This is a genomic window from Faecalicatena contorta (assembly GCF_003149105.1).
GTDB classification, from domain to species: Bacteria; Bacillota; Clostridia; order Lachnospirales; family Lachnospiraceae; genus Muricomes; species Muricomes contortus_C.
Map to the genome: position 1 here is coordinate 32,811 of NZ_QGDS01000009.1, position 26,675 is coordinate 59,485.

General features: G+C 42.7%; 21 protein-coding genes and 1 riboswitch. Of the genes, 18 read left to right on the forward strand and 3 right to left on the reverse strand.

Going from position 1 to position 26,675, the window contains the following annotated elements:
* Positions 1–133: 133 nt before the first annotated feature.
* Positions 134–772, forward strand: a complete 639-nt coding sequence (locus A8805_RS14445; RefSeq protein WP_109712383.1) for an endonuclease III domain-containing protein — start codon at positions 134–136, stop codon at positions 770–772.
* A 26-nt stretch (positions 773–798) separates the two neighbouring features.
* Positions 799–1,611, forward strand: a complete 813-nt coding sequence (locus tag A8805_RS14450; RefSeq protein ID WP_109712385.1) for a DNA-3-methyladenine glycosylase family protein — start codon at positions 799–801, stop codon at positions 1,609–1,611.
* A 134-nt stretch (positions 1,612–1,745) separates the two neighbouring features.
* Here the strand turns inward: A8805_RS14450 and mgtA are convergent, their stop codons facing one another.
* Positions 1,746–4,460: a magnesium-translocating P-type ATPase gene (gene mgtA, locus A8805_RS14455; protein WP_109712386.1), complete on the reverse strand. Its 2,715-nt coding sequence runs from the start codon at positions 4,458–4,460 to the stop codon at positions 1,746–1,748.
* 666 nt (positions 4,461–5,126) lie between these two features.
* Positions 5,127–5,287, reverse strand: a riboswitch (M-box (ykoK) riboswitch).
* 300 nt (positions 5,288–5,587) lie between these two features.
* Between mgtA and A8805_RS14460 the strand changes: the two genes are divergently transcribed.
* Positions 5,588–7,375: an HsdM family class I SAM-dependent methyltransferase gene (locus A8805_RS14460; protein ID WP_181392857.1), complete on the forward strand. Its 1,788-nt coding sequence runs from the start codon at positions 5,588–5,590 to the stop codon at positions 7,373–7,375.
* Between the two features lie 5 nt (positions 7,376–7,380).
* The gene (locus A8805_RS14465; RefSeq protein ID WP_109712388.1) at positions 7,381–8,475 is read left to right on the forward strand and encodes a BsuBI/PstI family type II restriction endonuclease; all 1,095 of its coding nucleotides are present in this window, start codon (positions 7,381–7,383) and stop codon (positions 8,473–8,475) included.
* Between the two features lie 171 nt (positions 8,476–8,646).
* Here the strand turns inward: A8805_RS14465 and A8805_RS14470 are convergent, their stop codons facing one another.
* A complete protein-coding gene (locus A8805_RS14470) occupies positions 8,647–9,636 on the reverse strand; it encodes a MerR family transcriptional regulator (protein ID WP_109712389.1) in 990 nt (329 codons plus the stop codon).
* Positions 9,637–9,890: 254 nt separating this feature from the next.
* Between A8805_RS14470 and A8805_RS14475 the strand changes: the two genes are divergently transcribed.
* The 6 genes from A8805_RS14475 to A8805_RS14495 all read left to right on the forward strand — a co-directional run bounded on the left by A8805_RS14475 (position 9,891) and on the right by A8805_RS14495 (position 17,908).
* A complete protein-coding gene (locus tag A8805_RS14475) occupies positions 9,891–13,364 on the forward strand; it encodes an FAD-dependent oxidoreductase (protein WP_109712391.1) in 3,474 nt (1,157 codons plus the stop codon).
* A gap of 171 nt (positions 13,365–13,535) precedes the next feature.
* Positions 13,536–14,171 carry a YbjQ family protein gene (locus A8805_RS14480; protein ID WP_109712393.1) on the forward strand — a complete coding sequence of 212 codons (636 nt, stop codon included), beginning with the start codon at positions 13,536–13,538 and terminating at the stop codon, positions 14,169–14,171.
* 244 nt (positions 14,172–14,415) lie between these two features.
* Positions 14,416–16,452, forward strand: a complete 2,037-nt coding sequence (locus tag A8805_RS14485) for a sulfite exporter TauE/SafE family protein (protein WP_109712395.1) — start codon at positions 14,416–14,418, stop codon at positions 16,450–16,452.
* Between the two features lie 95 nt (positions 16,453–16,547).
* Entirely contained in the window at positions 16,548–17,129 is a 582-nt protein-coding gene (locus tag A8805_RS22185; RefSeq protein ID WP_181392858.1) for a cupredoxin domain-containing protein, read from the forward strand.
* A 19-nt stretch (positions 17,130–17,148) separates the two neighbouring features.
* Entirely contained in the window at positions 17,149–17,298 is a 150-nt protein-coding gene (locus A8805_RS22190) for a hypothetical protein (protein ID WP_181392859.1), read from the forward strand.
* 31 nt (positions 17,299–17,329) lie between these two features.
* The gene (locus tag A8805_RS14495; RefSeq protein ID WP_109712397.1) at positions 17,330–17,908 is read left to right on the forward strand and encodes a DUF2318 domain-containing protein; all 579 of its coding nucleotides are present in this window, start codon (positions 17,330–17,332) and stop codon (positions 17,906–17,908) included.
* Here A8805_RS14495 and A8805_RS14500 read toward each other — a convergent pair whose 3' ends face one another.
* Positions 17,909–18,268 carry a winged helix-turn-helix transcriptional regulator gene (locus A8805_RS14500; protein WP_109712399.1) on the reverse strand — a complete coding sequence of 120 codons (360 nt, stop codon included), beginning with the start codon at positions 18,266–18,268 and terminating at the stop codon, positions 17,909–17,911.
* A 259-nt stretch (positions 18,269–18,527) separates the two neighbouring features.
* Between A8805_RS14500 and A8805_RS14505 the strand changes: the two genes are divergently transcribed.
* The 8 genes from A8805_RS14505 (at position 18,528) to A8805_RS14540 (ending at position 26,659) form a co-directional block, all read left to right on the forward strand.
* Positions 18,528–21,020 carry a heavy metal translocating P-type ATPase gene (locus A8805_RS14505; RefSeq protein WP_109712401.1) on the forward strand — a complete coding sequence of 831 codons (2,493 nt, stop codon included), beginning with the start codon at positions 18,528–18,530 and terminating at the stop codon, positions 21,018–21,020.
* A gap of 47 nt (positions 21,021–21,067) precedes the next feature.
* Complete coding sequence (locus tag A8805_RS14510) at positions 21,068–21,763, forward strand: hypothetical protein (RefSeq protein WP_207657707.1); 696 nt, start codon at positions 21,068–21,070, stop codon at positions 21,761–21,763.
* A 13-nt stretch (positions 21,764–21,776) separates the two neighbouring features.
* Positions 21,777–21,986 (forward strand): copper chaperone CopZ, encoded by a 210-nt coding sequence (gene copZ, locus A8805_RS14515; protein WP_109712403.1) that lies wholly within the window; start codon positions 21,777–21,779, stop codon positions 21,984–21,986.
* 70 nt (positions 21,987–22,056) lie between these two features.
* On the forward strand, positions 22,057–22,755 hold the full coding sequence (locus tag A8805_RS14520) for a response regulator transcription factor (RefSeq protein ID WP_207657708.1): 699 nt from the start codon (positions 22,057–22,059) through the stop codon (positions 22,753–22,755).
* A gap of 1 nt (position 22,756) precedes the next feature.
* The gene (locus A8805_RS14525) at positions 22,757–24,157 is read left to right on the forward strand and encodes a sensor histidine kinase (RefSeq protein ID WP_109712405.1); all 1,401 of its coding nucleotides are present in this window, start codon (positions 22,757–22,759) and stop codon (positions 24,155–24,157) included.
* Positions 24,158–24,334: 177 nt separating this feature from the next.
* Positions 24,335–25,138, forward strand: a complete 804-nt coding sequence (locus A8805_RS14530; RefSeq protein WP_109712407.1) for a transporter substrate-binding domain-containing protein — start codon at positions 24,335–24,337, stop codon at positions 25,136–25,138.
* Positions 25,139–25,260: 122 nt separating this feature from the next.
* On the forward strand, positions 25,261–25,929 hold the full coding sequence (locus A8805_RS14535; protein WP_109712409.1) for an amino acid ABC transporter permease: 669 nt from the start codon (positions 25,261–25,263) through the stop codon (positions 25,927–25,929).
* Complete coding sequence (locus A8805_RS14540) at positions 25,919–26,659, forward strand: amino acid ABC transporter ATP-binding protein (RefSeq protein ID WP_330405957.1); 741 nt, start codon at positions 25,919–25,921, stop codon at positions 26,657–26,659. The genes A8805_RS14535 and A8805_RS14540 overlap by 11 nt, the downstream gene beginning before the upstream one ends.
* The last annotated feature ends 16 nt before the right edge of the window (positions 26,660–26,675 follow it).

Genomic DNA, 26,675 nt, shown 5'->3' on the forward strand with positions numbered 1-26,675 from the left:
AAAATGTCTCAAAATCCCGAGGGGGATTTTGGGACATTTTTAATGGCAGAAAAAGGGGGTGGCGGGATAAAGGCTAAAAGGGTATAATAAAGAGCGTAAATATATGACTACATAGAGATAGGGGATAACATAGATGACGAAAGAAGAATTGGCGTTGGAGGTAATCGAACGCTTAAAGAAAGAATATCCCGAGGCCGAGTGCAGTCTGGATTATGACCAGGCATGGAAGCTGCTTGTCAGTGTCCGTTTGGCTGCGCAATGCACCGATGCCCGGGTGAATGTGGTAGTAGAGGACTTATATGCAAAGTATCCGGATGTGGATGCACTGGCAGAAGCGGACGTAGACGATATTGAGCGCATTGTAAGGCCCTGTGGGCTGGGAAAAAGCAAGGCAAGAGATATCAGTGCCTGCATGAAGATATTGAAAGAAGAATACGGCGGGAATGTACCAGGGGATTTTAATGCCCTGCTAAAGCTTCCGGGAGTGGGGAGAAAAAGTGCCAATCTGATTATGGGAGACGTGTTTGGAGAGCCTGCGATTGTGACAGATACCCACTGTATCCGCCTGACAAACAGGATTGGTCTTGTCGATGGGATAAAAGATCCAAAGAAAGTAGAGATGGCATTATGGGAAATTATTCCGCCTGAGGAGGGCAGTGATTTCTGCCACCGTTTGGTATTTCATGGAAGAGATGTATGCACGGCCCGGACAAAACCTTTCTGCCACAAGTGCTGTCTGGAGGATATCTGCGCGAAAAATGGTGTGGAATAGAATGGAACAGGGTGTGAACAAAAGATATGATTGAGAAAAAAGTAGATTATTTTGATATTTCCCAAATCTGCAATTCGGGACAGTGTTTTCGAATGGGAAAAAAGGATGAAAATACATATTTTGTTATAGCCGGGGATAAATATCTGGAAGTCAGTCAGTTTGGAAAAGAGTGCACCTTCCACTGTGCCCCGGAAGAGTTTGAAAGTTTTTGGAGACATTATTTTGATTTGGATACAGAATATGAGGAGTATAGAAAATGCATCAATCCCCAGGATAATTACCTGATGAACGCGGCGGAATTTGGACGCGGCATCCGTATATTAAATCAGGATTTGTGGGAAATGATTGTGTCATTTTTGATATCCCAGCAAAATAATATTGTGCGTATCCGAAGATGTATACAGAATATCAGTGAAAAGTATGGGGAAAGAAAACAGAGCTCAGATGGAAGTGCCTACTATTCATTTCCGGAAGCAAAGGTTCTGGCGGAGCTGGAGGAGGATGCGCTGAAAGAGTGTAACTTAGGGTACAGGAGCAAGTATGTAGTCAGGACGGCAAGAAGCATAGCAGAGGGAGATGTTTCCCTTGAGCAAGTCAGGAAAATGCCTTATAAGAAGGCGAAGGAAGAATTGCTGAAGTTATTTGGGGTGGGAGAGAAAGTGGCGGACTGTATCTGCCTGTTTGCGCTTCACCAGATGTCCGCATTTCCTGTAGACACGCACATCAACCAGGCATTGAAGCAGCATTATCCCAGGGGATTTCCTAAGCGGAGGTATAAGGGCTGTGAGGGGGTAATGCAGCAATATATCTTTTATTATGAATTGCTGGGAAACCGTTGAGGCAGGGAAAACAACATCTTATTGAATCGGAGTAGTTCAAGAAGTATGGGTTATGGAAAATAGAACAGGCGGCGCTTTTACAGTAATATGTAGAAGCGCCGCCTGTTTATTCCAGGAAAGCCTCTATAAATGGGTTATAGAAGTTCTCCATATCTTTTTATATACAGCTTTTTCACAACCGTGGTCAATGCCATATAGCATATAATAATTACCGCGAGCCATAAGAAGTAGACAGCCGGTAACGGAGCAAAGCCGATTTTTGTACCAAAGGGCAAAAACGGAATGGCCGTAAGAACTGCAATTCCTGTAAAAGTAAGCAAAGTAACGGGCAGGGATGCATGGCTCTGTATAAATGGAATTTTTGGGGTGCGGATCATATGGATGACCAGTGTCTGGCTCCACATGGATTCTATAAACCATCCTGCCTGGAACAGGGCAACAAACAGTACCTGTGAGGCTGTTCCAAGGGTGTGATACGGTCCGCCCAATATAGAAGGGCAGATGATAAAGTACATAAGCAAATAAAGTGCTATATCAAACACGGAACTGATCGGGCCAATCCAAAGCATGAATTTACCCACTGATTGGGCATCCCATTTACAAGGTTTCAAAAGAAATTCGCTGTCCACATTATCCCAGGGAATTGCGGTACAGGAGATGTCATAAATAAGGTTCAGCAAAAGCAGGTGGATTGCCTCCATAGGCAGGAAGGGCAGAAAAGCTGAAGCTGCCAGCACTGAAAACATATTTCCAAAATTAGAGGAAGCAGTCAGTTTGATATATTTCATCATGTTTGCGTATGTTTTCCGTCCTTCAAGAATTCCCTGCTCCAGCACCATTAAATCTTTTTCCAATAGAATTACACTGGCGGATTCTTTTGCAATATCTACTGCATTATCCACAGAAATGCCTACATCGCTGGCTTTCATAGCTGCAGCGTCATTGATTCCGTCACCCATGTAGCCTACACTATGGCCATTTTCACGAAGTGCTGTGACTACCCGGGCTTTTTGTGCAGGGGACAGCTTTGCAAATACTGTTGTTCTTTCAACTGCACCGGCCAACTCTTTGTCTGTTAAACCGTCCAGGTCATCACCCAGCAAAATATGCTCTATAGGCAGCCCTACCATTTTGCAGATACATTTTGTTACTTTTTCATTATCACCTGTAAGGATTTTTACAGCAACACCATACTCTTGTAATGCTTTGACTGCATCAGCTGTTGTCTCTTTGGGCAAATCCAGGAATGCCAGGTATCCAATGAGAACCATGTTGGTTTCATCAGCAGATGAAAACGCACCAACAGGAGAAGGATTTGTCTTTTGTGCCACTCCCAGGACACGCATACCATCTGTATTGAGTTCATGGGTTTTCGCAAGAACCATCCTGCGCATGTCTTCTGTCAGTTCAACAACTTGACCATTATACTCCACAAAGGAAGAAATCCGGAGCATTTCTTCAATTGCTCCCTTTGTAATCATTTGTGTTTTTCCGTTGTGGTCTTCCACTACAACACTCATACGGCGGCGCTCAAAATCGAAGGGAATCTCATCCACTTTGATATAATTGCTTTCAAGTGCTGCAAATGCGGAATTCCTTTCAATCAGGGCTTTTGTACGCTCGATAATAGCCTTATCCATCAGGTTTTTGAGTCCCGTCTGATAATAGCTGTTGAGAAAAGCATGGCGCAAAATGCGGTCATCCTCTTTTCCCTCAATGTCCAGATGGTACTCCAGGGCAATTTTGTCCTGGGTTAACGTTCCTGTTTTGTCAGTGCAGAGTACATCAATGGAACCTAGATTCTGAATTGCATTCAAGTCCTTAATGATTACCCTCTTTTTACTCATGGAAACTGCGCCCTTTGCAAGGCAGGTGGTGACAATCATAGGCAGCATTTCCGGTGTCAGGCCAATTGCAATGGATATGGCAAACAGAGCCGCATGCAGCCAGCTGCTTTTTACCAGGCCATTGAGTACAAATACAATTGGAACCATAACAAGCATAAAGCGAATTAATACCCAGGATATAGAGTTTACGCCTTTCTCAAATGAAGTCTCCGGGGGTGCCGCACTGATTTGCTCTGCCATTTCCCCAAGCAGTGTGTCATTGCCAACTGCCGCCGCAATTCCTTTTGCACTGCCGCTTAACACATTGCTGCCCATAAAAGCAAGATTTGTCATATCCGTCAAAGGTGTATCTGTACGAATCGGATCAGATGTTTTCTCTATAGGCTCGCTTTCTCCGGTCAAAGCAGATTGGCTGATAAACAAATCTTTTGACTCCAAAATACGCAGATCAGCGGGAATCATATCACCGGCAGAAAGATAGATAATATCCCCCACAACGATTTCTTCGATTGGAATTTCCTGCTTTTTTGTTTCTATTCTCTCTACACAGACAGTAGTGCGGATCATTTCAGAGAGTTTTGCAGCAGCATTTCCGCTCCGGGTTTCCTGAACAAAACGTAAAATACCTGATACCAGGACCATTACCGTAATGATAATAACTGTGGTAGGGTCCTTATCTCCTGGCTCTGCCAGAATCACTTCTGTAAATGCAGAAACGACGGCAAGTGCAAATAGAATAATTGTAAACGGATTGATAAAAGCATCCCTGAGCTTTTTCAGCAAGGGCTCTTTTTTCCCGTGGGAAACGATGTTGCTGCCATTTTGCTCCCGGGAAAGTTCTACTTGTTCTGAACTCAATCCGGCGGGAGAAGCATAAAGAGATTCACAAACTTCCCCTGCTGGAATTTTTGCAATGCTTTTGAGCTTCTCATTGATATAGTCACGATGCATCTTTTCAGACGTAGCTTTTGATGTAAATCTTTTTCTGATAATATTTTTCATTGGTCTGTACCTCCATTCTTTTATTTGTTGAAGAAACAGACACAAAACCAAATGGGAAGGGTATACGATTGCCAGCTCAGAAGAATTTCTGCCATATGGCGGTTCTTCTCAGGTCCCTTGCCCCCTGTGGTTTTGCGCTGTTACTGCCACTGGCATCCATTCTTCTCACCTCACTTTTGTTTGAAATATCTATTATAAACCCGAAAACTCCGGGATGAATTCCTAAAAAAGGACATAAAAAATCCACCGCTTTGCAAAACAACTTCTGTGCAGGCGGTGGTATATCATATCTTCTTGAACGTTAGTAGTTCAAGAAGTTTGCCCTCTTGAACATTGGCAGCTCAATAAGTATCTTTTTGAATTAGGCATACGGGCATAAAGGCAGATAGTATCTCCTGCCGCAGGCATACTTTCAAAATAAGGCATTCCACCGCTTTTCTGATTTTACAACTTCGACAACAACCACTATCCACGCAATTCACCACCTTTCAAAAATTTAAAGAGTTTGCGGAGCAAACTCCTGCGCCTGGGTTGGTCGCACAGCGACATTTACCACTTACAACGCAGTGCGCATCCCCCGGAGGGTTTTTATATAATAGGAAAAGTAATTTCCTATTATATAAAAAAACCTGTGCTCTCAAACAAAGGCACAGGAATATTACAAATATTTCATGACTATCGTTTGAGCTTCAACTCTGTAAGGCAATGAAACTGCATTATGTTATACCTTGGTTTCGATATAACCTGTTCAACCCTCTCATGATGTCTCCATCACTTCGCGGCAGCAGTCCGTATCCTTACAGTAGCCTCACCTACCGAATTCGTCTTCATTATAGACACTTAATTTCAAATTGTCAATAAGACTTTTAGAATATCTTAGTTTTTCAGCCTCCGGACATGGTGTAATTGAAAGTGATAAAGGATAAAAGAAATTCTTATACTGTGTAATAGCGAACAGGAAAGTTTTGGGATTAGGAAATTGATAATCATATAGAGAGAAGGAGAGAACGAGAGTTCTGTTCTTCTGTACTTTTTTACCTTTTTGTGATAAAATTCATTCAAAGGTTCATGATTTAGTATAATGACAGATAGCAGAATTATAAATAGCATAAAGGATGTGTGATAATATGGCAGAAGGTATGAGAGATACTTATCCTCAAAGCGTTAATTGGAATGAGTATAAAGATACTGTAGAGAAAATGAAAAAAAAGTTTGTCTTCGCAGATGAATCGAAGGCGATTTCTTTTGCTCGCACTTTTTGCTACCGAGTAGTTCGTTATGTATGGAGAAATGTAGATTATAGGAAAAAATGGGATTGTAGACAGCTCAAATTTGACGAAATAGAGTTGGATTTCAGTTCTTTATGTCTTGCGAAAGAGATTGCAGAATATTTTACTTCTTTGAATATTATGGAATATGCATATCTGATGGGCAATTTGTATACGATGCTATTGCCGGATAGTTACCGTTCAGATAATGGTATTTATTATACTCCACCGTCTCTAGCTGAACGCCTTTTGGATATTCTGGCAGCGGAGGGGGCAGATTGGGCAAAGGCAGAAATTCTTGATCCAGCTTGTGGAGGAGGAGCTTTTCTTGTTACGGTTGCAAGCCGAGTATTAGGTGATTACAGAATAAGGGAGATGTCTGCAGAGGAAAAGTTATTTCACCTTGACAATCATTTAGCAGGGGTTGAATTTGATAAATTTGCGGCGTTATTAACGCAGTGTCTTTTAGATATTATTGTTTATCCGGAATCAGTTATTGCTGGGAGAAGATTAAAACCACTAATAAAGATTCGAGATACAGTTCGATATGCATTAAAGGAGAAGAGACAATTTGATGTGATTGTAGGTAACCCACCATATGGTAAAGTTAAACTTGACAACAATATAAGAGAAAAATATGCAAGGTCATTGTATGGTCATGCAAATTTATATGGTTTATTTATCGATGCCTCAGTTCGCTTGATGAAGCCAGATGGATTGTTAGGTTTTGTGACTCCAACTTCTTTTTTAGGAGGGAAATATTTTTCTAATTTGAGGAATTTTCTTTCAGAAACGGTACCTCCATTAGATATTGACTTTCTTTCAATGCGGAATGGTGTATTTGATCAGGTGCTTCAGGAAACTTGTTTAGTAGTTTTTGGAAGCAATCCAACTCAAATGATGACAGCGAGTAAAATCAATGTTGAGACTGATTTATATAATGTAGATCGGATTGGCAGCTTTAAAATCGAAAAGGGAGCCGGACCATGGATTATAGCACGAGAAGCAGCGGAAGCAAAGATTATAAGTGGTGTTAAAGATATAGGAACAACTATAGAAGATTATGGATATAAAGTTTCAACTGGGCAGTTAGTATGGAATCGTTTAAAAGATCAAATTTTCGAAAAGAAAAAAGCAGGTGTTAAGCCAATTATTTGGGCAGAGGCGATTACGACGGCAGGGAAATTTGATTTTAATTATACTTATAGAAAAGAAAAAAAATATGTTAAAATTACAGATAAACAAAAATTTTTGGTCTGTAACAAATCGGCAGTATTGGTACAACGGACTACAGCTAAGGAGCAAAAACGTAGATTACAAACATGCGTATTACCTCAAGGGTTTATCGATAAATGGGGAGGGGTAGTTGTTGAAAACCATGTGAATATAATTCATCCAATGTCAGAAGGGCCTAAAGTTTCATTAGAGGCAATATCACTGCTTTTGAATTCCACATCTGTGGATAGAATATTTAGATGTTTATCTGGTAGTGTAGCAGTATCGGCAAGTGAATTACATGCACTTCCCTTGCCGCCAGTAGAAAATCTAGATGAACTAGAAGAATATGTTTTTCATATTCGGCATAATCAGTTTGATGTGGGAACTTTAGAACAAATTATTTTACGGGCATACGAAATAGAGGAGTAAGCAATATGGATAGTACATGGACATTTGAGGAGTTACCTGATGTTGCAGAGATACAGGAACGATTGAAAATTATTTTTCCCAGATCGGTGGATATAAATGGGTATATTATCCGGGAAATGGGGGCCAAAACTATATTTACTTTATTATATTGCTTTTGTATCTCTGGAGAGGAATGGATTCGCCCGGCGACGATTACGTGTATGTCCGATCAGCAGGCGGCAATTCAAAGTTCCGAGGAGCGAAAAAAGTGGTTGCAAATTATCCAGAGTAAGGATGCACCTAGAGATATACCTGACAGGTGGTATAAGCCGAATACAAGAGAACCTATACGCGATGAGACTTTAAGAGAAATGGTGCGGCTTAACGCAGTAATAGAAAGAGAAGGGTTGGCTACCACATCGCCATTACCCAGATATTCTTTACAGTTACAGTTTGCGACCCTTTTTAATCCTAGGTTGCAGGGTGATAATCTTAAAAGTGCTATACTGGAATGGCAAAATGAATATTTATCAACTGGAGCTTTAGCTAGAGTAGCGTTAGCAAGAAGAATGGTAACGGCTTCTTCACATGGTGTATTGGTGACATTGCCCAATGGTGAGACAAGAAAATTAGCAGCTGGTCCGAGTAATAAACTTGCGAAAGCTGTTGTTGAACAGTTTGCAAAGAACTTCATGAAGGATCCAGCAGTGATTTTAATGAGTGAATCAGCTAAAAAATTAGTATTAAAGGATGATGATTTATGTCAGGCAATTGGATTTGATGTGGATGTGTCGACGGTTCTTCCAGATTTGATTTTAGCAGAATTAGGTGAAGAAAAAGCTATTATCGTATTTGTTGAATGTGTTGCTACAGACGGCCCAATAAATGACCGGAGAAAGCGAGAGCTTATTGAGTTGGCAGGAAAGGCTGGCTACCAACAAAAGGATTGTATATATGTAACTGTTTTCAAAGATAGATCTGATTCGGCAAGTCGAAGACTAGTACCATCAATTGCGTGGGGAACTTTTATTTGGTATGCTAGTGAACCGGAAAATATTATTCTTTTACGAGAGGGTGAGGAAAAGAAAAAATCCTCTATAGGAGAAATTATGAGATGGTAATATGCTTAGACGAAAATCGTTATTGGTGATGACGATTCCAGAGAAACTTAATAACAAAAAGCAAAAATATAAACGCAAAAAATAATGTTCTGGTTTGATTCCACAAGGGTATCAAACCAGAACATTATTTGAAAGAAGAGCTTTCTCCGAATTTGTATTTAGAGGGACGCTCTAGAAGTGTATAGGCAGATTGACAAAGAATGCCAGTTCCGCGTGATGATTTGCTTCAATATCAATATAGCCGTTTAACGAAGTCAGAAGTAATTCTTTGACATATACCCCGTCTTCTTCTGAGGTCAGCCATTTGTACAACTGATTGCAGCAGATATGGATATTTTTATAATAAGCAGAAAACCTGGGACTTAGTTCACGCACAAGGGTGTTCAGCTCCGAATCAAATAAACAAGATTGTGGGCAAATCTGTTTTTGATACTGTGATTTCCAATAATGAATATATTCTTCATCCTGTATGAATATCTTCATGTTTTTCTGCAGGTTTTCCACAAATGCACCTATCGTTTTGTCAGTGAGATTAATAATTTCCTGGATATGGAGATTCCTCTTTGCAAGCTCATTATCGATTTGTTCTGCCGGCAGGGCGTATAGATATTGTCTGATAAGAGTCAGGCTTGAATCCATAGAGGTGGCCGTCTCATCTAATAGCTTTTTCCATAAATACTGTCGGTATTCTGTCATTTCAATCCCTTGTATAAACGGTCCCCAGAGAAAAAGAGAAACCAATTTTACATTGCTTTCCGAGACAGAAAAGTCAGAAGAAGGCAAATCATTCTTTAATTTGGCATCTGCCAGCAATGGAAGCAGAGAATCAGAAGTAACTACCATAGGCAGCGTTTTTTCAAATGCAGAGAGAGACTGGATTTGTTCATTTAAAACAGCCTTTTTCCGCTCTAAATCTTCCAAATGCTTAAAGATACAGACATGAATGGATGCCGGATGATTCAGGATATTATGAATATCTTTGATTGAAAAATCCGCTTTACGAAGCTTTTGCACAATATGAAGAATGAGGATTTCTTTTTCCGTAAAGATATAATATCCATTATCCGGATTGATTTCAGGAGTAATAAATTGCTCTTCAATATAATAATATACAGTTCTTCTACTCATGCAGGTTCGTTTAATAACCTCATTAATTTTCATTTTATAATCCCGCCTTAACAATTTCAAATAGCTGTCCTAAATAATTACATGTTTGAAAACCGTAACGTAGGTGTACGGTTTTTGAATTATTTTTGGGTTATATCACTGATAATAACAATTTTAGTATAGCATTTTTAATATTTTCTTTCAATGTGCATTAAAAATAAAGAAAACAGAGCAAAAAAAATTGAGTTGACTGTACAGAAACGGAACATGATAAAATTATAACAATTGATGAAAAGGAGGAATCCCATATGTATGAAAATCTTTTTAAGCCAATTAAAATCAGAGGGATGGAATTAAAAAACCGCATTATTATGCCGGCTATGGGAACAAAGTTTTCCGGAAAGGCAAGTTATGTTACAGATCAATTGATTTGCTATCATGTAAAAAGGGCAGAAGGTGGCACCGGCCTGAATATCGTAGAGGTAAGCAGTGTACATACGCCTAGTGCACCAAGGGGGTTTTTGTCAATCGCGGAGGATGAGTATATTCCGGGACTTAAAAAACTTACAGATGCAATTCATAATGCCGGCGGAAAAGCGGGAATTCAGCTCTGGCAGGGCAGTATTGCCGTGTCAATGGACAGGACAGCTCAGATTCTGGTGGCAAGTGATATGCCAATCAGCGCTGAGATCACGATTCCGGGAATTACTGTGGAACAGATTGCAGAAATTGTAGAGTGCTATGGAAAAGCGGCAAAACGGGCAGTAGAAGCGGGATTTGACTGTATAGAGGTACATTTGGCTCACAATTACCTTCCTCATTCTTTCCTGTCAGGAGGAATTAACCGAAGAACCGATGAATATGGCGGAAGTTTAGAAAACCGCGCAAGATTCCCGCTGGAGATTATCCGGGCTGTCCGTGAGAATATTTCGGAGGAAATGCCGGTGCTTATCCGTATTGATGCCCATGATGATTATCTGGAAGGCGGACTTACAATTGAAGAGGTCATTGAATTTTGTAAGATGGCGAAAGAAGAGGGTGCAGACGTTTTAGATGTTTCCAGAGGTAATATTATTTCAGCAGGAGCCAAATACGAAGTACCTCCTATTGACCTTCCAAGAGGCTTTAATATTGAAAATGCGGCACGCATCCGAAAAGAAACAGGCATGCTGACAATCGGTGTAGGAAGGCTGAATACCCCGGATATTGCGGAGCGGATATTGGAAGAAGAGAAAGTAGATATGGTCGTAATGGGGCGTGCTCAGCTTGCGGACGCACAGTTTGTCACAAAAGTAAAAGAGGGAAGACTGGATGATATTGATTACTGCGTAGGCTGTAACCAGGGGTGTCTGGATGGATTTGCAGATATGGACTGCCTGCACATTACATGCCTTCGTAATCCGGCCCTTGGACGGGAAGAGGAATGTCAGATTACAAATACAGACAAACCAGAAACCGTATTAATTGCAGGAGGCGGAATTGCGGGCCTGGAAGCGGCTATCATTTTGAAACAGCGGGGACACAATCCAATTCTGTGTGAAGCTTCTGATAAGTTGGGCGGTCAATTTCTGACAGCCGGAGAAGCACCCAGAAAAGAAGAAATGAAGATGGCAGTACAGAGCATGGAAAATAAGGCAAGGGGGCTGGGTGTAGACATTCGTATAAATACACCTGTGACAGCAGAACTTATCAGGCAGATTAAGCCTCATACTGTATTTAATGCAATTGGAGCAGAACCGCTGATTCCGAACATTCCGGGTGTGGACTTACCATTTGTGGTAAATTCCCATGATGTATTGAATGGCGATGCAAAGCCGGCTGGGAATGTAGTAGTCATTGGAGGCGGCATGGTAGGTATGGAAGTTGCAGAGTATCTGGCAGAAAAGGGATGTAAAGTAACAGACCTTGAAATGGCAGAAGACTTCTGCATGGACATGGGCTCCGCCAGGAAGATATGTGTGACTGAGAGTGTGTATGCGTCAGGCATTGTGCCGGTTACAAATGTAACAGTAACTGCTGTGGAGGATGGAAAGGTTCTTGGAGTAAAAGAGGGGAAAGAAGTAGAATATCCCTGTGATTGCGCGGTCATGGCCATAGGCTCAAAATCCCGTTCTGGCAAAGAACTGGAGGAAGCAGCCCTTGCAGTTGGTGCCGGATATATGGTTATGGGAGATGCCGGAATGGCAAGACGTGCCATCAATGCCACAAGAGAAGCGATGGATGCAGCTCTTACCTTTGATGACCCTAAAGTGCACGAAGAGGTATCCAGACCTAAGAAGGTTGTTCTTTTAACCGGGGCAACCGGCACAATGGGAGAAGAAACCATGAAACAGCTCTTGGATAGAAGCAACAGATTTAAAGTGCGCGCCCTTGCAAGACCTTCCGATAAGAATAGGGCACTGATGAAAAAGTATGCCTGTCCGTCACTGGAAATTATATGGGGAGATATGGTTGATTATGATACAGTAAAGCGCGGTGTAGACGGAGCTGACTATGTGCTTCACATTGGTGCAATGGTATCTCCGGCAGCAGATAAATATCCGGAGGAGACATTATACACGAATATTGGCTCGACACTGAACATCATTAAAGCTATCAAAGAACAGCCGGATCCAGATAAGGTACATTTCGTATATATTGGAACGGTTGCCATGACGGGAGGGCGTACAGACCCGATTCATTGGGGCAGAGTAGGAGATCCCATGAATCCGTCTATTTTTGACTATTATGCGTTATCTAAAGTATTTTCGGAGCTGGCAGTCTTTGAATCAGGGCTGAAGCACTGGGTATCCATACGCCAGACAGGGCAGCACCCAAGTTCGGAAGGGGCCGCAGATGAGCCGATTCAATTTCATATTGATCCAAACAATGTTTTGGAGTGGAGCACCTCCATTGAGTCTGGTATTTGTATGGCAAATATTTGTGAAGACTGGGTTCCGGAATCCTTTTGGAAAAAAGGTTATAATTTAAGCAGTGGTGCAGGATACCGGCTGACCAGCTGGGAGTTATGGGATATTAACGTGGGCGCCTTCGGAATGGGATTGAAGGATTTATTTGACGCAAAAATGCTGGCGCCGTATAATTTCCATGGACATTACTACACCGATGCAGATAAACTGGATGATATCATCCACTTCCGCTGTATTCCGGCAAAGCAGTATTGGGATGGAGTGAAAGATGAGATGCGCCGGATGGCAGAGAATCCAATGATTCGTACTGCATTTCCAACCAAAGAACAGATGAGAGAAAAACTGATACAGGTCGGACATAAGAGAATGGGTACCTACTGGATGTTCAAGAATAATGAGGAAGACTGGGTTCGCGCATTCTTTGGCTCAAGGGAAAAACAAAAAGAGATTAAAGGATTTGATGAAGGATTTGAACTGTACCATCCAAGTGAGGAACCGACTTATTTGAATCACGGTTATGATGAGGAGAAGGGCATTGAAAATCTAACGTTAGAGGATTTGAAGAAAGCAGCGCAGTTCAGGGGCGGTGAATGTTTGGCGGAAGAAGTAACAGATATTTATACACCAATCCGCTGGAAGTGTGCAGATGGACATGAATTTGAAATGTCTGTAAACGCGGTCTTGCAGGGCGGGCACTGGTGCCCGGAATGTCTGAGCCGCGAGTGGAAGTACGGGCAGGTTGCTAAGAAAAACCCATTCTATGCACAGGTGTGGTTCCCGCTTCACGGGGACGGCGATGATTATGTCATTCCTATGGAGTACAGTGCATATGACATTGCCAATGAATTAAAAATAAAATTAGGGCTAAACTAATTTAAATGAATCCGGGCTATCATCCTTTTCTGTGCAGAGAAGGTGCTGGCCCGGATTTTTATGATTCTCTAACTTTTATACCAGAGTTCAAGAGAATTGTGGTATTATATATTAATATATAATATTTAGAGTCATCTTAAAAAAGTAAAGAGAATAAGAGAGGATATATCAATGGCAAACTGTTGTATTTGTAGTAGTAGAATTGGTAGATTTGGAGAAGATAAATACGATTTAAAGGATGGTCTGCTTGCTTGTTATCAGTGTGCCCCTTTGTTTAGGAAATTGCAAAAGGCAGAAGGATTAAAACAATTGACAGCCGCAGAAGATGCAATAAGAGCTAGAGAACACAATATGACAGAAGCTGCTAAAGAAGCGGTAAAAAATGAATTTGAACGAATAAGGGTAATTAAGAAATTCACAATCCTTCGAGATCAGCTGGAGGAGGAGATGCAGGAAGAAATTACAAAAAAGGATAGAGATTACAAAGTGACCACAGGTTACAACTTTGAAGGGTACAAAATTGTAAATTACATAGATGTGGTACACGGAGAAGTAGTTTTGGGAACAGGTATATTTAGTGAGTTCAACGCTGCCGAAGCAGATATATTTGGAGGGACATCGTCTAAATTTGAAGGTAAATTATCCAAGGCTAAAATAGCAGCACAGGCGAAAATGGTTGCAAGCGCAATTGTGAATGGGGCAAATGCTGTAATAGGGCTTGATTTTGATATTACGACACTGCAAAATAATACGTTTGTCGTATTGGTAGATGGCACAGCAGTTGTGATTGAGCGGTTGGAAGAATAAAGAGAAGTGACGCTGAACACCTATACATTTAGACTTTAATGACATTTTAATTTAGTACAAGGCTATCCCCTATTGGTGTAGGAGATAGCCTTTTTTTGTAGCCCGAACGCTTTAGCTTACAGAGAAAGCCTCCTCTGTTCAGAAAAATAAAAAAGAAATTTGAATCCATATAAAAAACATACATTACGCGGCTACACTACTCCCATATAAAAGAAAATCCGATTAAAGGGGGAAAATTTGCCGAATGGAATCAGGACAAAAAACAAAGCGGCTGAAAATTGGCGGGATGACCTGCATAAACTGCCAAAATAAGATTGAACGAAAACTGCGCAAAGTTGCAGGCATAAAAAGTGTTAAGGTAAGTTACAGTGCAGGAACGGCTGATATTACCTATGACACCGATCTTATATCCTTAAAGGAGATAACCAGGATTATTGAAAAACTGGATTACGAGGTGCTGACCGGGAACGAAAACCAGGAATCCAACATCAGCCGCGTAATTGGGATTTTGGTGATTGTGGTTTCTTTGTATGTGCTGTTAGAGCAATTCGGTGTCTTGAATTTGCTGGTACCCAGTCAGCTGGCAGACACTAAAATGGGTTATGGCATGCTGTTTGTTATCGGCTTAATCACCTCTATCCACTGTGTTGCCATGTGCGGCGGAATTAATCTCTCTCAATGTATTCCTCACGCTGAGGTGGCCGGTGGAGGAAAAAAGAGCCGTATGGCTACATTTGCTCCGGCTTTTCTGTACAATCTCGGAAGAGTTATTTCTTACACCGTAATCGGTTTTATTTTAGGCTCTGTGGGACTGCTGTTTGGCGGGGGCGGTTCTGACGCAGGTTTGCCTGTCATGGCCCAGGGGGTTCTTAAGCTGATTGCCGGTGTATTCATGGTGATTATGGGAATTAATATGCTTGGCCTGTTTCCGGTACTGCGAAAGTTCCAGCCCCGTATGCCGAAAATCTTTGTACGTAAGGCTGGAAAAGTAAAAAGTAAAAGTTCCCTGATTGTCGGCCTGCTTAATGGCTTAATGCCCTGCGGCCCTCTGCAATCCATGCAGATTGTGGCATTGGCTTCGGGAAATCCTTTGGTTGGTGCGCTGTCTATGTTCCTGTTCAGCCTGGGGACTGTACCGCTTATGTTAGGGCTTGGCTCCATCGTTTCAGCATTAGGCAAAAAGTTTACTCAAAAGGTAATGGCTGTGGGTGCAGTATTGGTTGTGGTTCTTGGTTTGGCAATGCTTTCACAGGGTGTCAGCCTTTCAGGTCTCTTACCGCCTAATCTCTTGTTTCCTATTATTCTTGCTCTTTGCGCGGTGGGTGTAGTATCAGTTATTCCTTTTGGCAAGTCAAGTTACAAAATGGTTTCAACAGCTGCCGTGTTAGGCGTTGTGATTATTGCAGCAGCGGCCTTGGCCTCACGGACTGTGGGCGGAGCGGACAGCGTGGATAATGAGAGTATTCAAATTGTGGACGGGAAGCAGATTGTCAACAGTACCCTTTCCCCGGGCAGTTACCCGAATATCACTGTTCAGGCTGGAACGCCCGTTAAATGGACAATAAATGCACCAAGTGGAAGCATCAATGGGTGCAACAACAGTATAAACATTCAGGAGTACGGCATTTCCAATTATTCGTTTAAAGATGGCGACAATGTGATTGAATTTACGCCCACCACAACGGGGCAGTTTCAATATAGCTGCTGGATGGGCATGATTCGCGGTTCTATTACCGTGGTGGAAGCCGGAACTGAGCCAACGGGGAGTACAGACAGCGCTTCGGCAGAGGGTTACGAAAATCTAGGAGATACAATAGCAGAAATACCTGACCCAGTTCCGGCGGGCGTGAAAATTCCTGTTGACGGTGTGTCTATTGCAACGGAAACAACGGACGAATACGGCGAGGGGATTCAGGAAGTCACGATTGAATTAACCGACGAAGGTTTCTCGCCTGCCATTGTGGTTGTAAAAGCCGGATTGAACGTGAAATGGAATATCAAAAACTCCATTTCCGGTGCCGAAAACGGCACACAGCTTTTGATTCCTAATTATGCTACACAGTTATTGCTTTCCTCGGGAGAAAACCCATTGTTCTTCTTCCCTACCGATGATTTCGATTTTTCTACGGGTGATAATAAATTTTACGGCTATATCAAGATGGTGGATGACTTGAACAACGTGGATGTAGATGGGATTAAAGAAAAAGTCAGTGAGTTTGAGCCCATGATATGGCCTCCAGAAACCTTTCAGGCAGCAGGCGGTGGTTCATGCTGCGGGTAGGAGAATATGACATTTAGGAAGAGGGCAATATTTTACATTTTACCTAATCATCGCTGATAGATTTTAGAAATAGATTCTGGAAAGGAGCAGTAAAAATGAGTACAAACAAAAACAGATCTTTAAAACAGAGATTTCCCACGTTGTTGACAGGGCTGGCTGTTCTGTTGATAACCGCTGGCTTGTTGAGCGGAAGGGCATTGCTTCTCAATGCACAGGGCAAGGATGCCGGGCCTGCACAGAGCAGGCAGACAGCCAATGTAAATTTGGCAGATGTAATAACTGCCGATAATCAAAATACTGGGGCAGAACAGGGAACGGCAGCGACGGTGCAGGACGGCGTTCAGTATATCACTTCCACAGTTAGCAGCAGGCAGTATGAGCCAATCACCGTCCAACAGGGAATTCCTGTTAAATGGACCTTAAATGTGCCAAGCGGGGCACTGAACGGCTGTAATAATTCCATTACGATTCCAAAATACAATTTGGAGGTTGAGTTGAAAACCGGGGAAAATGTGATTGAGTTTACCCCGGACGAATCGGGAACTTTCCCGTTTAGCTGCTGGATGGGTATGATACGTTCCAGTATTACGGTTGTGAGCGATGACGGAACAGTGGCAGATAACCCTGATGACGGCTCCAATGCACTTCCGGCCGGATGCTGCGGCGGTCAACGATAATGGAAAGGAGAACCTGAATATGAATTTTTTAATCAGCCATTGGCATTGTATCCTGCCGGTGATGGGAATAGGTATTGCGTTATTTTTTATGAGGGAGAGACCTAAGAAAGAAAAGAAAGACGAACAAAACAACATTGCGGAGATACCGCAGAAAAATAAAAGGGATTAAATATCTCATTGTATAATGGAGGAAATTTATCATGCAGACAGAAACAAAGAACAAAAAAGGTTTTCGCTTTTCGGTGGCTGCCTTTGCAGCGATTGTGCTGGTATTGGCATTTGCGGTTACAGGCTGTTCATCTAACGACAGCGGTAATAGCAATGGGGACAATAGCACCGGAAGCAGCAGCGACAGTAACAGCGTAGCTGACAATAATACAGCAGCAAGTGATTCTCAGGACATTAAAGAAGGTGAAAGCCTTGTAATTCCAGCAAGTGAAGTTTCCGAGACGGCTAAATTCTATCCCGTTACAGTGGATGGCACAAGAATGGAAGTTGCGGCGGTAAAAGCTTCAGATGGAACAATCCGTACAGCATTCAACACCTGCCAGGTGTGCAACGGCTCTCCTAAAGCGTATTTTGAGCAGAGCGGCAACACACTTCAATGTCAGAATTGCGGCAATAAATTCCCGATGGACAGTGTGGAGGTGGAAGCAAACGGATGTAATCCTGTACCAATTTTTGACGAAGATAAAACCGTAACAGACGAATCCATTACGGTTTCTTACGATACATTACAAGCAAATACTTATCGTTTCTCTCCAAACTGGAAACAATAATCACATATGTGCAGTCATAGAGCAGCTTATCTCCTTGCCATTGTCTTTGAGATAAGTTGCTCCCCAATCATACATGGTTTCCAAAATCGGACGGATGCTGCGGCCTAAATCGGAAAGTGAATACTCTACCTTTGGAGGCACAACGGGATACACAGTACGGATAACAAGATTATCTTTTTCCAGTTCCCGGAGCTGCTGAGTCAGCATTTTAGGAGTAGCCTGCGGGATGAGCTTGCGAAGCTCTCCGAAACGCAGGGTCTCATCAATCAAATGCCAAAGGATAAGAGATTTGTATTTTCCGCCTATCATATCTAGCGTTACGTCTACGGGACAGTTATACTCAGTATGGTTATAGTTCATCTTTTTCACCTCCTTAGCTTCTGTTAGTATATTTTTTAATACTATAGTATATAAGGGTCTGTATATAACAAAAGAAGCATTACTATAATTATAATATCATTAGGATTGAGCGGTGTCAAGAATTAAATAGTATCATTTAGGGTACTATTATACAAAAAAGTGCATACTTGCAAAATTATAAATTATGGTTAAACTAATAGTAGAGGTTGAAAAATCTCGAAGAAATAAAATGGAAAGAAATGAGTGAGGTGATTTATATATGAACAGTCAGGTACTTAGTATTAGAGGTATGACCTGTGCAGCCTGCGCACAGCGAATAGAAAAGACAGTGCGGAAGCTTTCCGGCATTGAGCAGGCAACGGTGAACCTGGCAAGTGAAAAGCTGTTTGTGGAGTATGATGAAAGCATTCTGCCACTTACCAAGATTAAGGAAGCTGTAACGAAAATCGGATATGAGGTGGTAGAAAAAAGCGAAAGCAGCAATGTCACTATCCCCATCGGCGGTATGACTTGTGCAGCCTGTGCACAGCGGGTGGAAAAAGGAATCAAGAAACTTCCCGGAGTGACGAGCGCAACAGTTAATTTTGCTACGGAAAAGGCTGCTGTTTCCTACGATCCACATCAAATACGTTTGTCGGCTATCCGGGAGGCGATTGAGAAAGCCGGATACGAGGCGTTGGAAGTGAATAAAGCGGATGCTGCTGACGAGGACAGAGCGCGGAAGCAAAAGGAAATCAAGGTACTTTGGAGAAAATTTATTGTTTCCGCAGTTTTCGCTCTTCCCCTGCTGTATATTGCGATGGTCCCTATGCTGATTATGTACGGAATACGGCTGCCCTATCCAAAAGGGCTTGACCCAATGAATTATCCGCTGATTTATGCACTGTTACAGGTCGCGCTGGTGATTCCGGTTATCGGTGTGGGCTATAAATTCTACACCATTGGTTTTAAGGCACTGATACAGCGAAGTCCGAATATGGATAGCTTAATTGCCATCGGCACAACTGCAGCTATTCTGTACAGCATTTACAACACATGGCTGATAACCCAGGGAGAATTTAAAGCAGTAGACTCCCTCTACTTTGAAACAGCTGGCGTGATTATAACACTGATTCTTCTGGGCAAATCCCTTGAAGCAGTATCTAAAGGAAGAACCAGCGAAGCGATTAAGAAACTGATGGGGCTTGCACCAAAAACTGCTCTTATTATACAGGATGGTGCTGAAAAGGAAATTCCCATTGATGAAGTTGAAATTGGAGATGTTATCATCGTAAAACCCGGTGCAAAAATTCCGGTGGATGGTACGGTTACAGAGGGGCATACTTCTATTGATGAATCTATGCTGACAGGCGAAAGTATGCCGGTGGATAAGAAGGCAGGTGACCCGGTATATACAGCATCCTTAAATACCACTGGAATGATTCAGTTTAAGGCTGAAAAGGTTGGCTCTGATACCGCACTGGCGCAAATCATCAAGCTGGTGGAGGATGCACAGGGTTCAAAAGCCCCAATTGCAGCAATGGCAGACAAAGTATCCGGTGTGTTCGTTCCGATTGTATGTATCATTGCCGTACTTGCAGGTGTGGCATGGTTAATTGGAAGCGGCGGAGATGTAAAATTTGCCCTGACCATATTCATTTCTGTTCTTGTTATTGCCTGCCCTTGTGCTTTAGGCCTGGCAACACCTACCGCTATTATGGTTGGTACAGGGAAAGGTGCTGAAAACGGTATTTTGATAAAGGGTGGGGAAGCTCTTGAAACGGCTCACAAAATCAACACGATTGTCTTTGACAAGACAGGTACGATTACGGAGGGAAAACCTACTGTTACGGATGTCCTGACGACTCAGGACTCACCCGCTGATTATCTCCTGCAAATGACGGCTTCCGCTGAAAAGAGCTCGGAACATCCATTAGGCCAGGCGATTGTTACCGGAGCCCAGGATAAAGGCTTAGAACTCTTAAAAGTAGACAGTTTTAATTCCATTACCGGACGCGGCATTGAAGCAGTTATCAATGGGCAGACTGTTCTTGCCGGAAACCGCAAGCTTATGGATGAGTGCAGCATCTCCCTCTCCGTATTGGAAACGGATTCTGACAGATTAGCGGGAGAAGGGAAAACACCGATGTACGTGGCTATTGACGGAGAGCTGGCTGGTATTGTGGCTGTGGCCGATGTTGTCAAGGCTTCCAGCAAAGGTGCCATTGAAAGTCTGCACCGCATGGGTATTGAAGTTGCCATGATAACAGGCGATAACCGCATGACTGCGGACGCTATCGCGAAACAAGTTGGTATTGACCGTGTACTTGCAGAAGTACTGCCTCAGGATAAGTCTAATGAGGTTAAAAAGCTGCAAGGCGAAGGGCGCAAAGTGGCAATGGTGGGCGATGGTATCAATGATGCTCCGGCTCTGGCCCAGGCCGATATAGGTATTGCAATCGGTTCCGGTACGGACGTGGCGATGGAAAGTGCAGATATTGTGCTTATGCACTCCGACCTCATGGATGTTCCTACGGCCATTGACCTAAGCAAAAAGACCATCCGCAACATTAAGCAAAATCTCTTTTGGGCATTTGGTTACAACGTAGTGGGTATCCCTATTGCGGCAGGTGCGCTTCATCTGTTCGGCGGCCCCCTGCTGAATCCCATGTTTGCGGCGGCAGCTATGAGTTTAAGCTCAGTTTCAGTATTGACGAACGCTCTGCGTTTAAAAAGATTTAAGGCGGCAAATCAGGAAAGGAAAGGTGCATAACCATGAAAAATAAAATGAAACGTATCGTGGTGGCTGCAGCCGGGTTAATGGCAGCGATGGCACTAACCGCCTGCTCCGGGCTGAAATCGCTGGATGTGGTCGGCCAGGGATCCATTACCTCTTTTGAGGAGGTGCTAAAGACCATGCCCGACCAGGTGCAGGTCGATGAGACAAATGTGGGCTGGGCGCTTTCTGCGCCGGATGATTCAGTACGCTTTATTTGGAGCGAGGATTACAGTAATGCCCCCTTGCATGATGTTATGCTGGAATTTGATGCACAGCCCTTCCTGGATGCAGGGCTCGACCCCGAAAAGCTGCCGGATAACTACGCTTTCTATGAAGGAGATACGATGGGCAGCACAGGAGGCAAAATGTTGATGGTTGGTACAAAGCTGGGCAGTGACAAACTCACATACAATGGCAGCCCCACAGCGGTGACAGCTTATGAGCAGATTGTCAATAACTACCGGGGTTCTATTAACTTCCACACTTCTCTTGACCATTACGGAGTGAAACTGGGCGACGGCAATATGTTTGAGTGGGCAAAGGATATGGAAACGAACGGCTACGACCACAGTGATCAAGATAAAGACATTGTATTCGTTTTGAATCCTCAGCCTTTGATTGAGGCGGGCGTTAATCCTGAAAAGGTTGAGGGATGGGCATACGCCCAAGTTACTGTTGATGAACACGGTAAGGAAGAACAGGTTTGGAAATTACTCAAACCTTTCAATTTAAAATAACGGAGGTATAAAAATGGAAAAATTAATTATCAAAGTGGACGGAATGTCCTGCGAACATTGTGTGAAAGCAGTTACAAATGCGGTAAACGCATTGCCGGGAATCGAAAGCGTGGAGGTTGACCTAAAGGCCGGGACGGTCACAGTGGAGCATGACCCGGCGCAAAGTCCGGCTGACAAAATTAAATTTGAAATTGAGGAACAGGGCTACGATATAGTATCATAGTCCATAGGGGGAATCGCGTAAAGGCGGTTCCCTTTGCAGCGTTTAAAAATAACTTTTGGAGGTCACGGTGATGACCATGAACAAGAACATACTGGCGGTGGACGATGAACCGAAAATCCTTGAGGCTGTAAAGGCCTTTTTAGAGAGTAAAGGCTACACTGTCTGCACCGCCCAAAATGGCATGCAGGCTTTGGAAGTATTTGAAAAGCAAAATATCTCTCTTATTCTGCTGGATCTAATGCTTCCCGACATATCCGGGGAGGAAGTCTGCACACGAATCCGTAAAAAATCCCGTGTCCCTATTATTATGCTGACGGCAAAATCTGAGGAAGCCAATCAGCTAAAGGGATTGGATATAGGTGCGGATGATTATATCACGAAACCGTTTAGTCTGAAGGTGATTGCTGCCCGGATAGAGACCGTCCTGCGCAGGACAACCGACGATTTAGTGCCGCTTACAATCAAAAACTCATGGCGGGATGGAGATTTGACGGTGGACTTTGAAAAAGGTATTGTTTCCAAACATGGCAAAGAAGTGAATTTGACTGCAACAGAGCTAAAAATTCTTTCCGCGCTGATTAAATATCCCGGCAAAATATTCAGCCGGGAGGAACTGCTGACTCTTGTTTTAGGCGACAATACAGACAGCCTTGACCGCGTGATTGACAACCACATTAAAAATCTGCGCCAGAAAATAGAAGATGATACAAAAACCCCTGTGTATGTGCTGACAATACGCGGTTTGGGGTATAAGTTTGGAGGAGAATGATATGCGCCGCAAATTTCGTACCCAGCTAACGCTGACAATTGCCGTGATTGTGCTTGCTGCCGTTGCTCTCATCAGCCTGCTTGCCAACATATTTATCAACAAAGAGTTTGAAAAATATGCAAAGGAACAGCAGCAGGCTAATGCAAAGGATATTGCCGTCAATCTAAGCCGCCAGTTTGACAGTTTGACCGGGAAATGGGATTTGCAGTTTATTCATGGTGTGGGAATGTCCGCTATGTATGACGGGTATATCATCCGGCTTATGGATTTGAATGGCAATGTGGTGTGGGATGCCGAAAATCACGATATGGAAGCCTGTTCACAAATAATGATGGAGATCATAGAACGTATGGACAGGAAGCGTCCAAGTCTAAAGGGCAGTATTGTGTCACAGGAATATGACTTAAAACAGAACGGCCAAAAAGTTGGAAGTCTTGTTATCAGTTATTACGGCCCCTACTTTTTGAGCGAGAGTGATTTTAACTTTTTGGATTCGCTGAACCTTGTACTGGCAGCGATTGGTTCTCTTGCATTACTTTGTTCTTTGGCTGCCGGCGGATTTTGGGCAAAGCGCATCTCCCGTCCTGTCATCAAGACTGCACATATTGCCAAACAGATTGCAGAGGGGGATTATAAAATCCGCTTTGAGAGCAACATCAAAACCCGGGAGCTGGACGAACTTGTTTCTGCTGTCAACCATATGGCGTCCTCCCTTGACAGTCAGGAGGAGCTGCGTAAACGGCTGACAAACGACATCGCTCATGAGCTTCGGACCCCGCTCGCCGCCGTAGCTTCTCATTTGGAAGCTATTATTGAAGGGGTATGGGAACCTTCCACAGAGCGGTTACAAAGCTGCTATGAGGAAATAGGCAGAATTTCCGGGCTGGTCTCGGATTTAGAGCGGCTGGCAAAGGTTGAAAATGAAAATTTACGGCTGGAAAAGACGGATGTAGATTTACTGGAGCTTGCCCATACGGTAGTTGGGAACTTTGAGCCGGAAAGTGTTAAAAAGAGTATCTCTCTTTCTGCGGATGGGGTGGAATCCCATTTAAATGCAGACCCGGACAGGATGACACAGGTTATTGTCAATCTGCTTTCCAATGCAATCAAATATACGCCAGAGGGTGGACAAATCCGCATTATGGTCAAAGATACACCGCAAAACGGTATTATCACTGTGGAGGACAATGGAATTGGAATATCTAAAGACGAGCTGCCTCTGATTTTTGAGCGGTTTTACCGTACGGATAAATCCCGTAACCGTAAGACGGGAGGCGCAGGGATTGGATTGACCATTGTAAAATCCATCGTGACTGCACATGGCGGTACAGTGAAAGCTGAGAGTGATGCAGAACATGGGAGTAAATTTACAGTGGCGATTCCGAAGTATCCCATTCCCTAAACTAGCCGCCTGCAGGGCTAGGCTTTTCTTCAGATTGCTCACGTTTACTGTTGCTTGACAATAAAGAAAGAATAAGTGTATACTATTTTAGTAAATCTTGAGATATAGGGCAGATACGGGAAGATATAAACAGTACTTTTTGGATGTTTGTTCTGATTAGAGAAGGGGGTACAACTTATGAAAAGAATATTAGTAATGGCAATGTGTTCAATTATGGCAATAGGTCTGTTGGCAGGATGCGCATCAAATGACACAAAAGAAGCGGATAAAGAATCAACAACCGCATCTGGTGATACGGATAGTGGAAAAAAATGGATTATAGCTACAGATACAGTGTTCAAGCCTTTTGAGTACACAAATGAAAAAAATGAATTTGTTGGTATCGATGTAGATATCATAGCAGCTATTGCAGAAGATCAGGGATTTGAGTATGAATTGAACAGTCTTGGCTGGGATGCAGCCGTTGCAGCTGTGCAGTCCGGACAGGCTGATGCGATTATTGCAGGTGCGACTATCAAGCAGGAACGTATTGATTCAGGCTGGCTTTTCTCAGATGGGTATTATAATGCAACACAGACATTTGTTGTTGCAAAGGGTAGTGATATCAAGGATTTTGAGGGTCTTCGCGGCAAAAATGTGGCAGTTAAAAATGGTACTGCAGGTGCGGATTTTGCAGAAAGCCTGAAAGATACTTATGGATTTACTGTTACAGTTTTTGAAGATTCGCCAACGATGTATCAGGATGTTATTCTTGGCAATAGTGCAGCGTGTGTGGAGGATACACCCATTATGCAGGTGTCAATTAAAGAAGGCGATTTAGATCTTGAGATACCTGAAGGAATGGAAAGTGAAGGAGCTCCATATGGAATGGCCATTATGGATGAAGAGAATCAGGAATTGCTGGATTTGTTTAATGTGGGATTGGCTAATATCAAAGAAGATGGAACCTATGATGAAATCCTTAACACATATTTAAAATAACAGCATATAACTGCTAAGACAAACGTGGGAGATTAACCTTTGATTTCCTGCGTTTATTTGTATAAAGGAAATCATAGAAACCAGATGTGCTGTTCATGTTGAGACAATAAAGGAGTATATGAATGATTACAATTATTCAGAATTATGGCTTTATGCTGCTTACAGCCCTGGGGCGGACCTTGCAGCTGACGCTTTTATCGTTAGTATTTGCGATTATCATTGGTATGATTTTTGCTTTAATGAATGTGGGAAAGAACCGCATTTTAAATTTTTTTGGAACTGTATATGTGGATGCTGTCAGAGGTGTACCTTTAATTGTACTGGCTTTCTTTATCTATTTTGGTGTGCCGTCTGCTGTCAAGATGATGGGGATTCAAGGTTTTAGCTTCTCTTCACTTCTGGCGGGTACAATCGCGTTATCAATGAATTGTGGGGCCTATATGGCAGAGATTTTCCGTGCCGGTATAGAAAGTATTGACAAGGGACAGATGGAAGCGAGCCGAAGTTTAGGGCTGACTTATGGCAAGAGTATGCGTCTTGTTATATTGCCTCAGGCAGTACGTGTCATGATTCCCTCCATTATAAATCAGTTTATTATTACGCTAAAGGACACCTCGATTTTGTCTGTTATAGCATATCCGGAACTCACAAACATGGGGAAAATTATCAGTGGTAATACTTTTAAAGTGTTTCAGTCGTGGGCAATTATAGCTGTTCTGTATATGGTTATTATAGTCACACTAAGCAAAATCGCAAAGAAGATTGAAAGGAGGGTAAACCGTGACAGATAAGAAAAACATTATTCAGGTTAAAAATCTGAAAAAAAGTTTCAGTAAACTGGAAGTCTTAAAAGACATCAGCATCGATATTCAAAAGGGAGAAGTGGTTGTACTAATCGGTCCTTCCGGAAGCGGCAAATCCACCTTTCTGCGCTGCCTGAACCAATTGGAAGAATCAACAGCCGGTCAGATTATTATAGATGGTGTAGATATTACAGATAAACACACTGATATTAATAAGGTTCGTGAAAATATTGGTATGGTGTTTCAGCATTTTAACCTCTTTCCCCATAAAACGGTTGAAGACAATGTTATGCTTGCTCCTGTTGAGCTTAAGAAAATGACAAAGCAGGAAGCGAAAGATAAAGCAATAAAGCTGCTGAAGCGCGTAGGATTGGAGAGCAAGGCTGAAGTTTTTCCATCCCAGTTATCCGGTGGTCAAAAGCAGCGTGTAGCGATAGCCAGGGCACTGGCTATGAACCCTGATGTCATGCTGTTCGATGAACCTACGTCTGCGTTAGACCCGGAAATGGTGGGGGAGGTTCTGTCGGTTATGCAGGAGCTTGTGTCAGAGGGGATGACAATGATTGTGGTTACGCATGAGATTGGATTTGCTAAAGAAGTGGCGGATCGGGTATTATTTATGGATGATGGATATATAGTAGAACAGGGGACTCCAGAAGAAATATTTACAAATCCAAAAGAACCAAGAACAATTGATTTTTTGAACAAAGTCTTATAGGCATTTGGAGGAAAAG

Bases quoted from the DNA above. Each gene is read 5' to 3' on its own strand.
- A8805_RS22185 (WP_181392858.1), top strand. From the start codon at position 16,548: ATGAGTACAAACAAAAACAGATCTTTAAAACAGAGATTTCCCACGTTG.
- A8805_RS14445 (WP_109712383.1), top strand. From the start codon at position 134: ATGACGAAAGAAGAATTGGCGTTGGAGGTAATCGAACGCTTAAAGAAA.
- A8805_RS14450 (WP_109712385.1), top strand. From the start codon at position 799: ATGATTGAGAAAAAAGTAGATTATTTTGATATTTCCCAAATCTGCAAT.
- A8805_RS14480 (WP_109712393.1), top strand. From the start codon at position 13,536: ATGGCAAACTGTTGTATTTGTAGTAGTAGAATTGGTAGATTTGGAGAA.
- A8805_RS14535 (WP_109712409.1), top strand. From the start codon at position 25,261: ATGATTACAATTATTCAGAATTATGGCTTTATGCTGCTTACAGCCCTG.
- A8805_RS14510 (WP_207657707.1), top strand. From the start codon at position 21,068: ATGGCAGCGATGGCACTAACCGCCTGCTCCGGGCTGAAATCGCTGGAT.
- A8805_RS14465 (WP_109712388.1), top strand. From the start codon at position 7,381: ATGGATAGTACATGGACATTTGAGGAGTTACCTGATGTTGCAGAGATA.
- A8805_RS14470 (WP_109712389.1), bottom strand. From the start codon at position 9,636: ATGAAAATTAATGAGGTTATTAAACGAACCTGCATGAGTAGAAGAACT.
- A8805_RS14460 (WP_181392857.1), top strand. From the start codon at position 5,588: ATGGCAGAAGGTATGAGAGATACTTATCCTCAAAGCGTTAATTGGAAT.
- A8805_RS14530 (WP_109712407.1), top strand. From the start codon at position 24,335: ATGAAAAGAATATTAGTAATGGCAATGTGTTCAATTATGGCAATAGGT.
- A8805_RS14485 (WP_109712395.1), top strand. From the start codon at position 14,416: ATGGAATCAGGACAAAAAACAAAGCGGCTGAAAATTGGCGGGATGACC.
- A8805_RS14505 (WP_109712401.1), top strand. From the start codon at position 18,528: ATGAACAGTCAGGTACTTAGTATTAGAGGTATGACCTGTGCAGCCTGC.
- A8805_RS14495 (WP_109712397.1), top strand. From the start codon at position 17,330: ATGCAGACAGAAACAAAGAACAAAAAAGGTTTTCGCTTTTCGGTGGCT.
- mgtA (WP_109712386.1), bottom strand. From the start codon at position 4,460: ATGAAAAATATTATCAGAAAAAGATTTACATCAAAAGCTACGTCTGAA.
- copZ (WP_109712403.1), top strand. From the start codon at position 21,777: ATGGAAAAATTAATTATCAAAGTGGACGGAATGTCCTGCGAACATTGT.
- A8805_RS14475 (WP_109712391.1), top strand. From the start codon at position 9,891: ATGTATGAAAATCTTTTTAAGCCAATTAAAATCAGAGGGATGGAATTA.
- A8805_RS14500 (WP_109712399.1), bottom strand. From the start codon at position 18,268: ATGAACTATAACCATACTGAGTATAACTGTCCCGTAGACGTAACGCTA.
- A8805_RS14525 (WP_109712405.1), top strand. From the start codon at position 22,757: ATGCGCCGCAAATTTCGTACCCAGCTAACGCTGACAATTGCCGTGATT.
- A8805_RS22190 (WP_181392859.1), top strand. From the start codon at position 17,149: ATGAATTTTTTAATCAGCCATTGGCATTGTATCCTGCCGGTGATGGGA.
- A8805_RS14520 (WP_207657708.1), top strand. From the start codon at position 22,057: ATGACCATGAACAAGAACATACTGGCGGTGGACGATGAACCGAAAATC.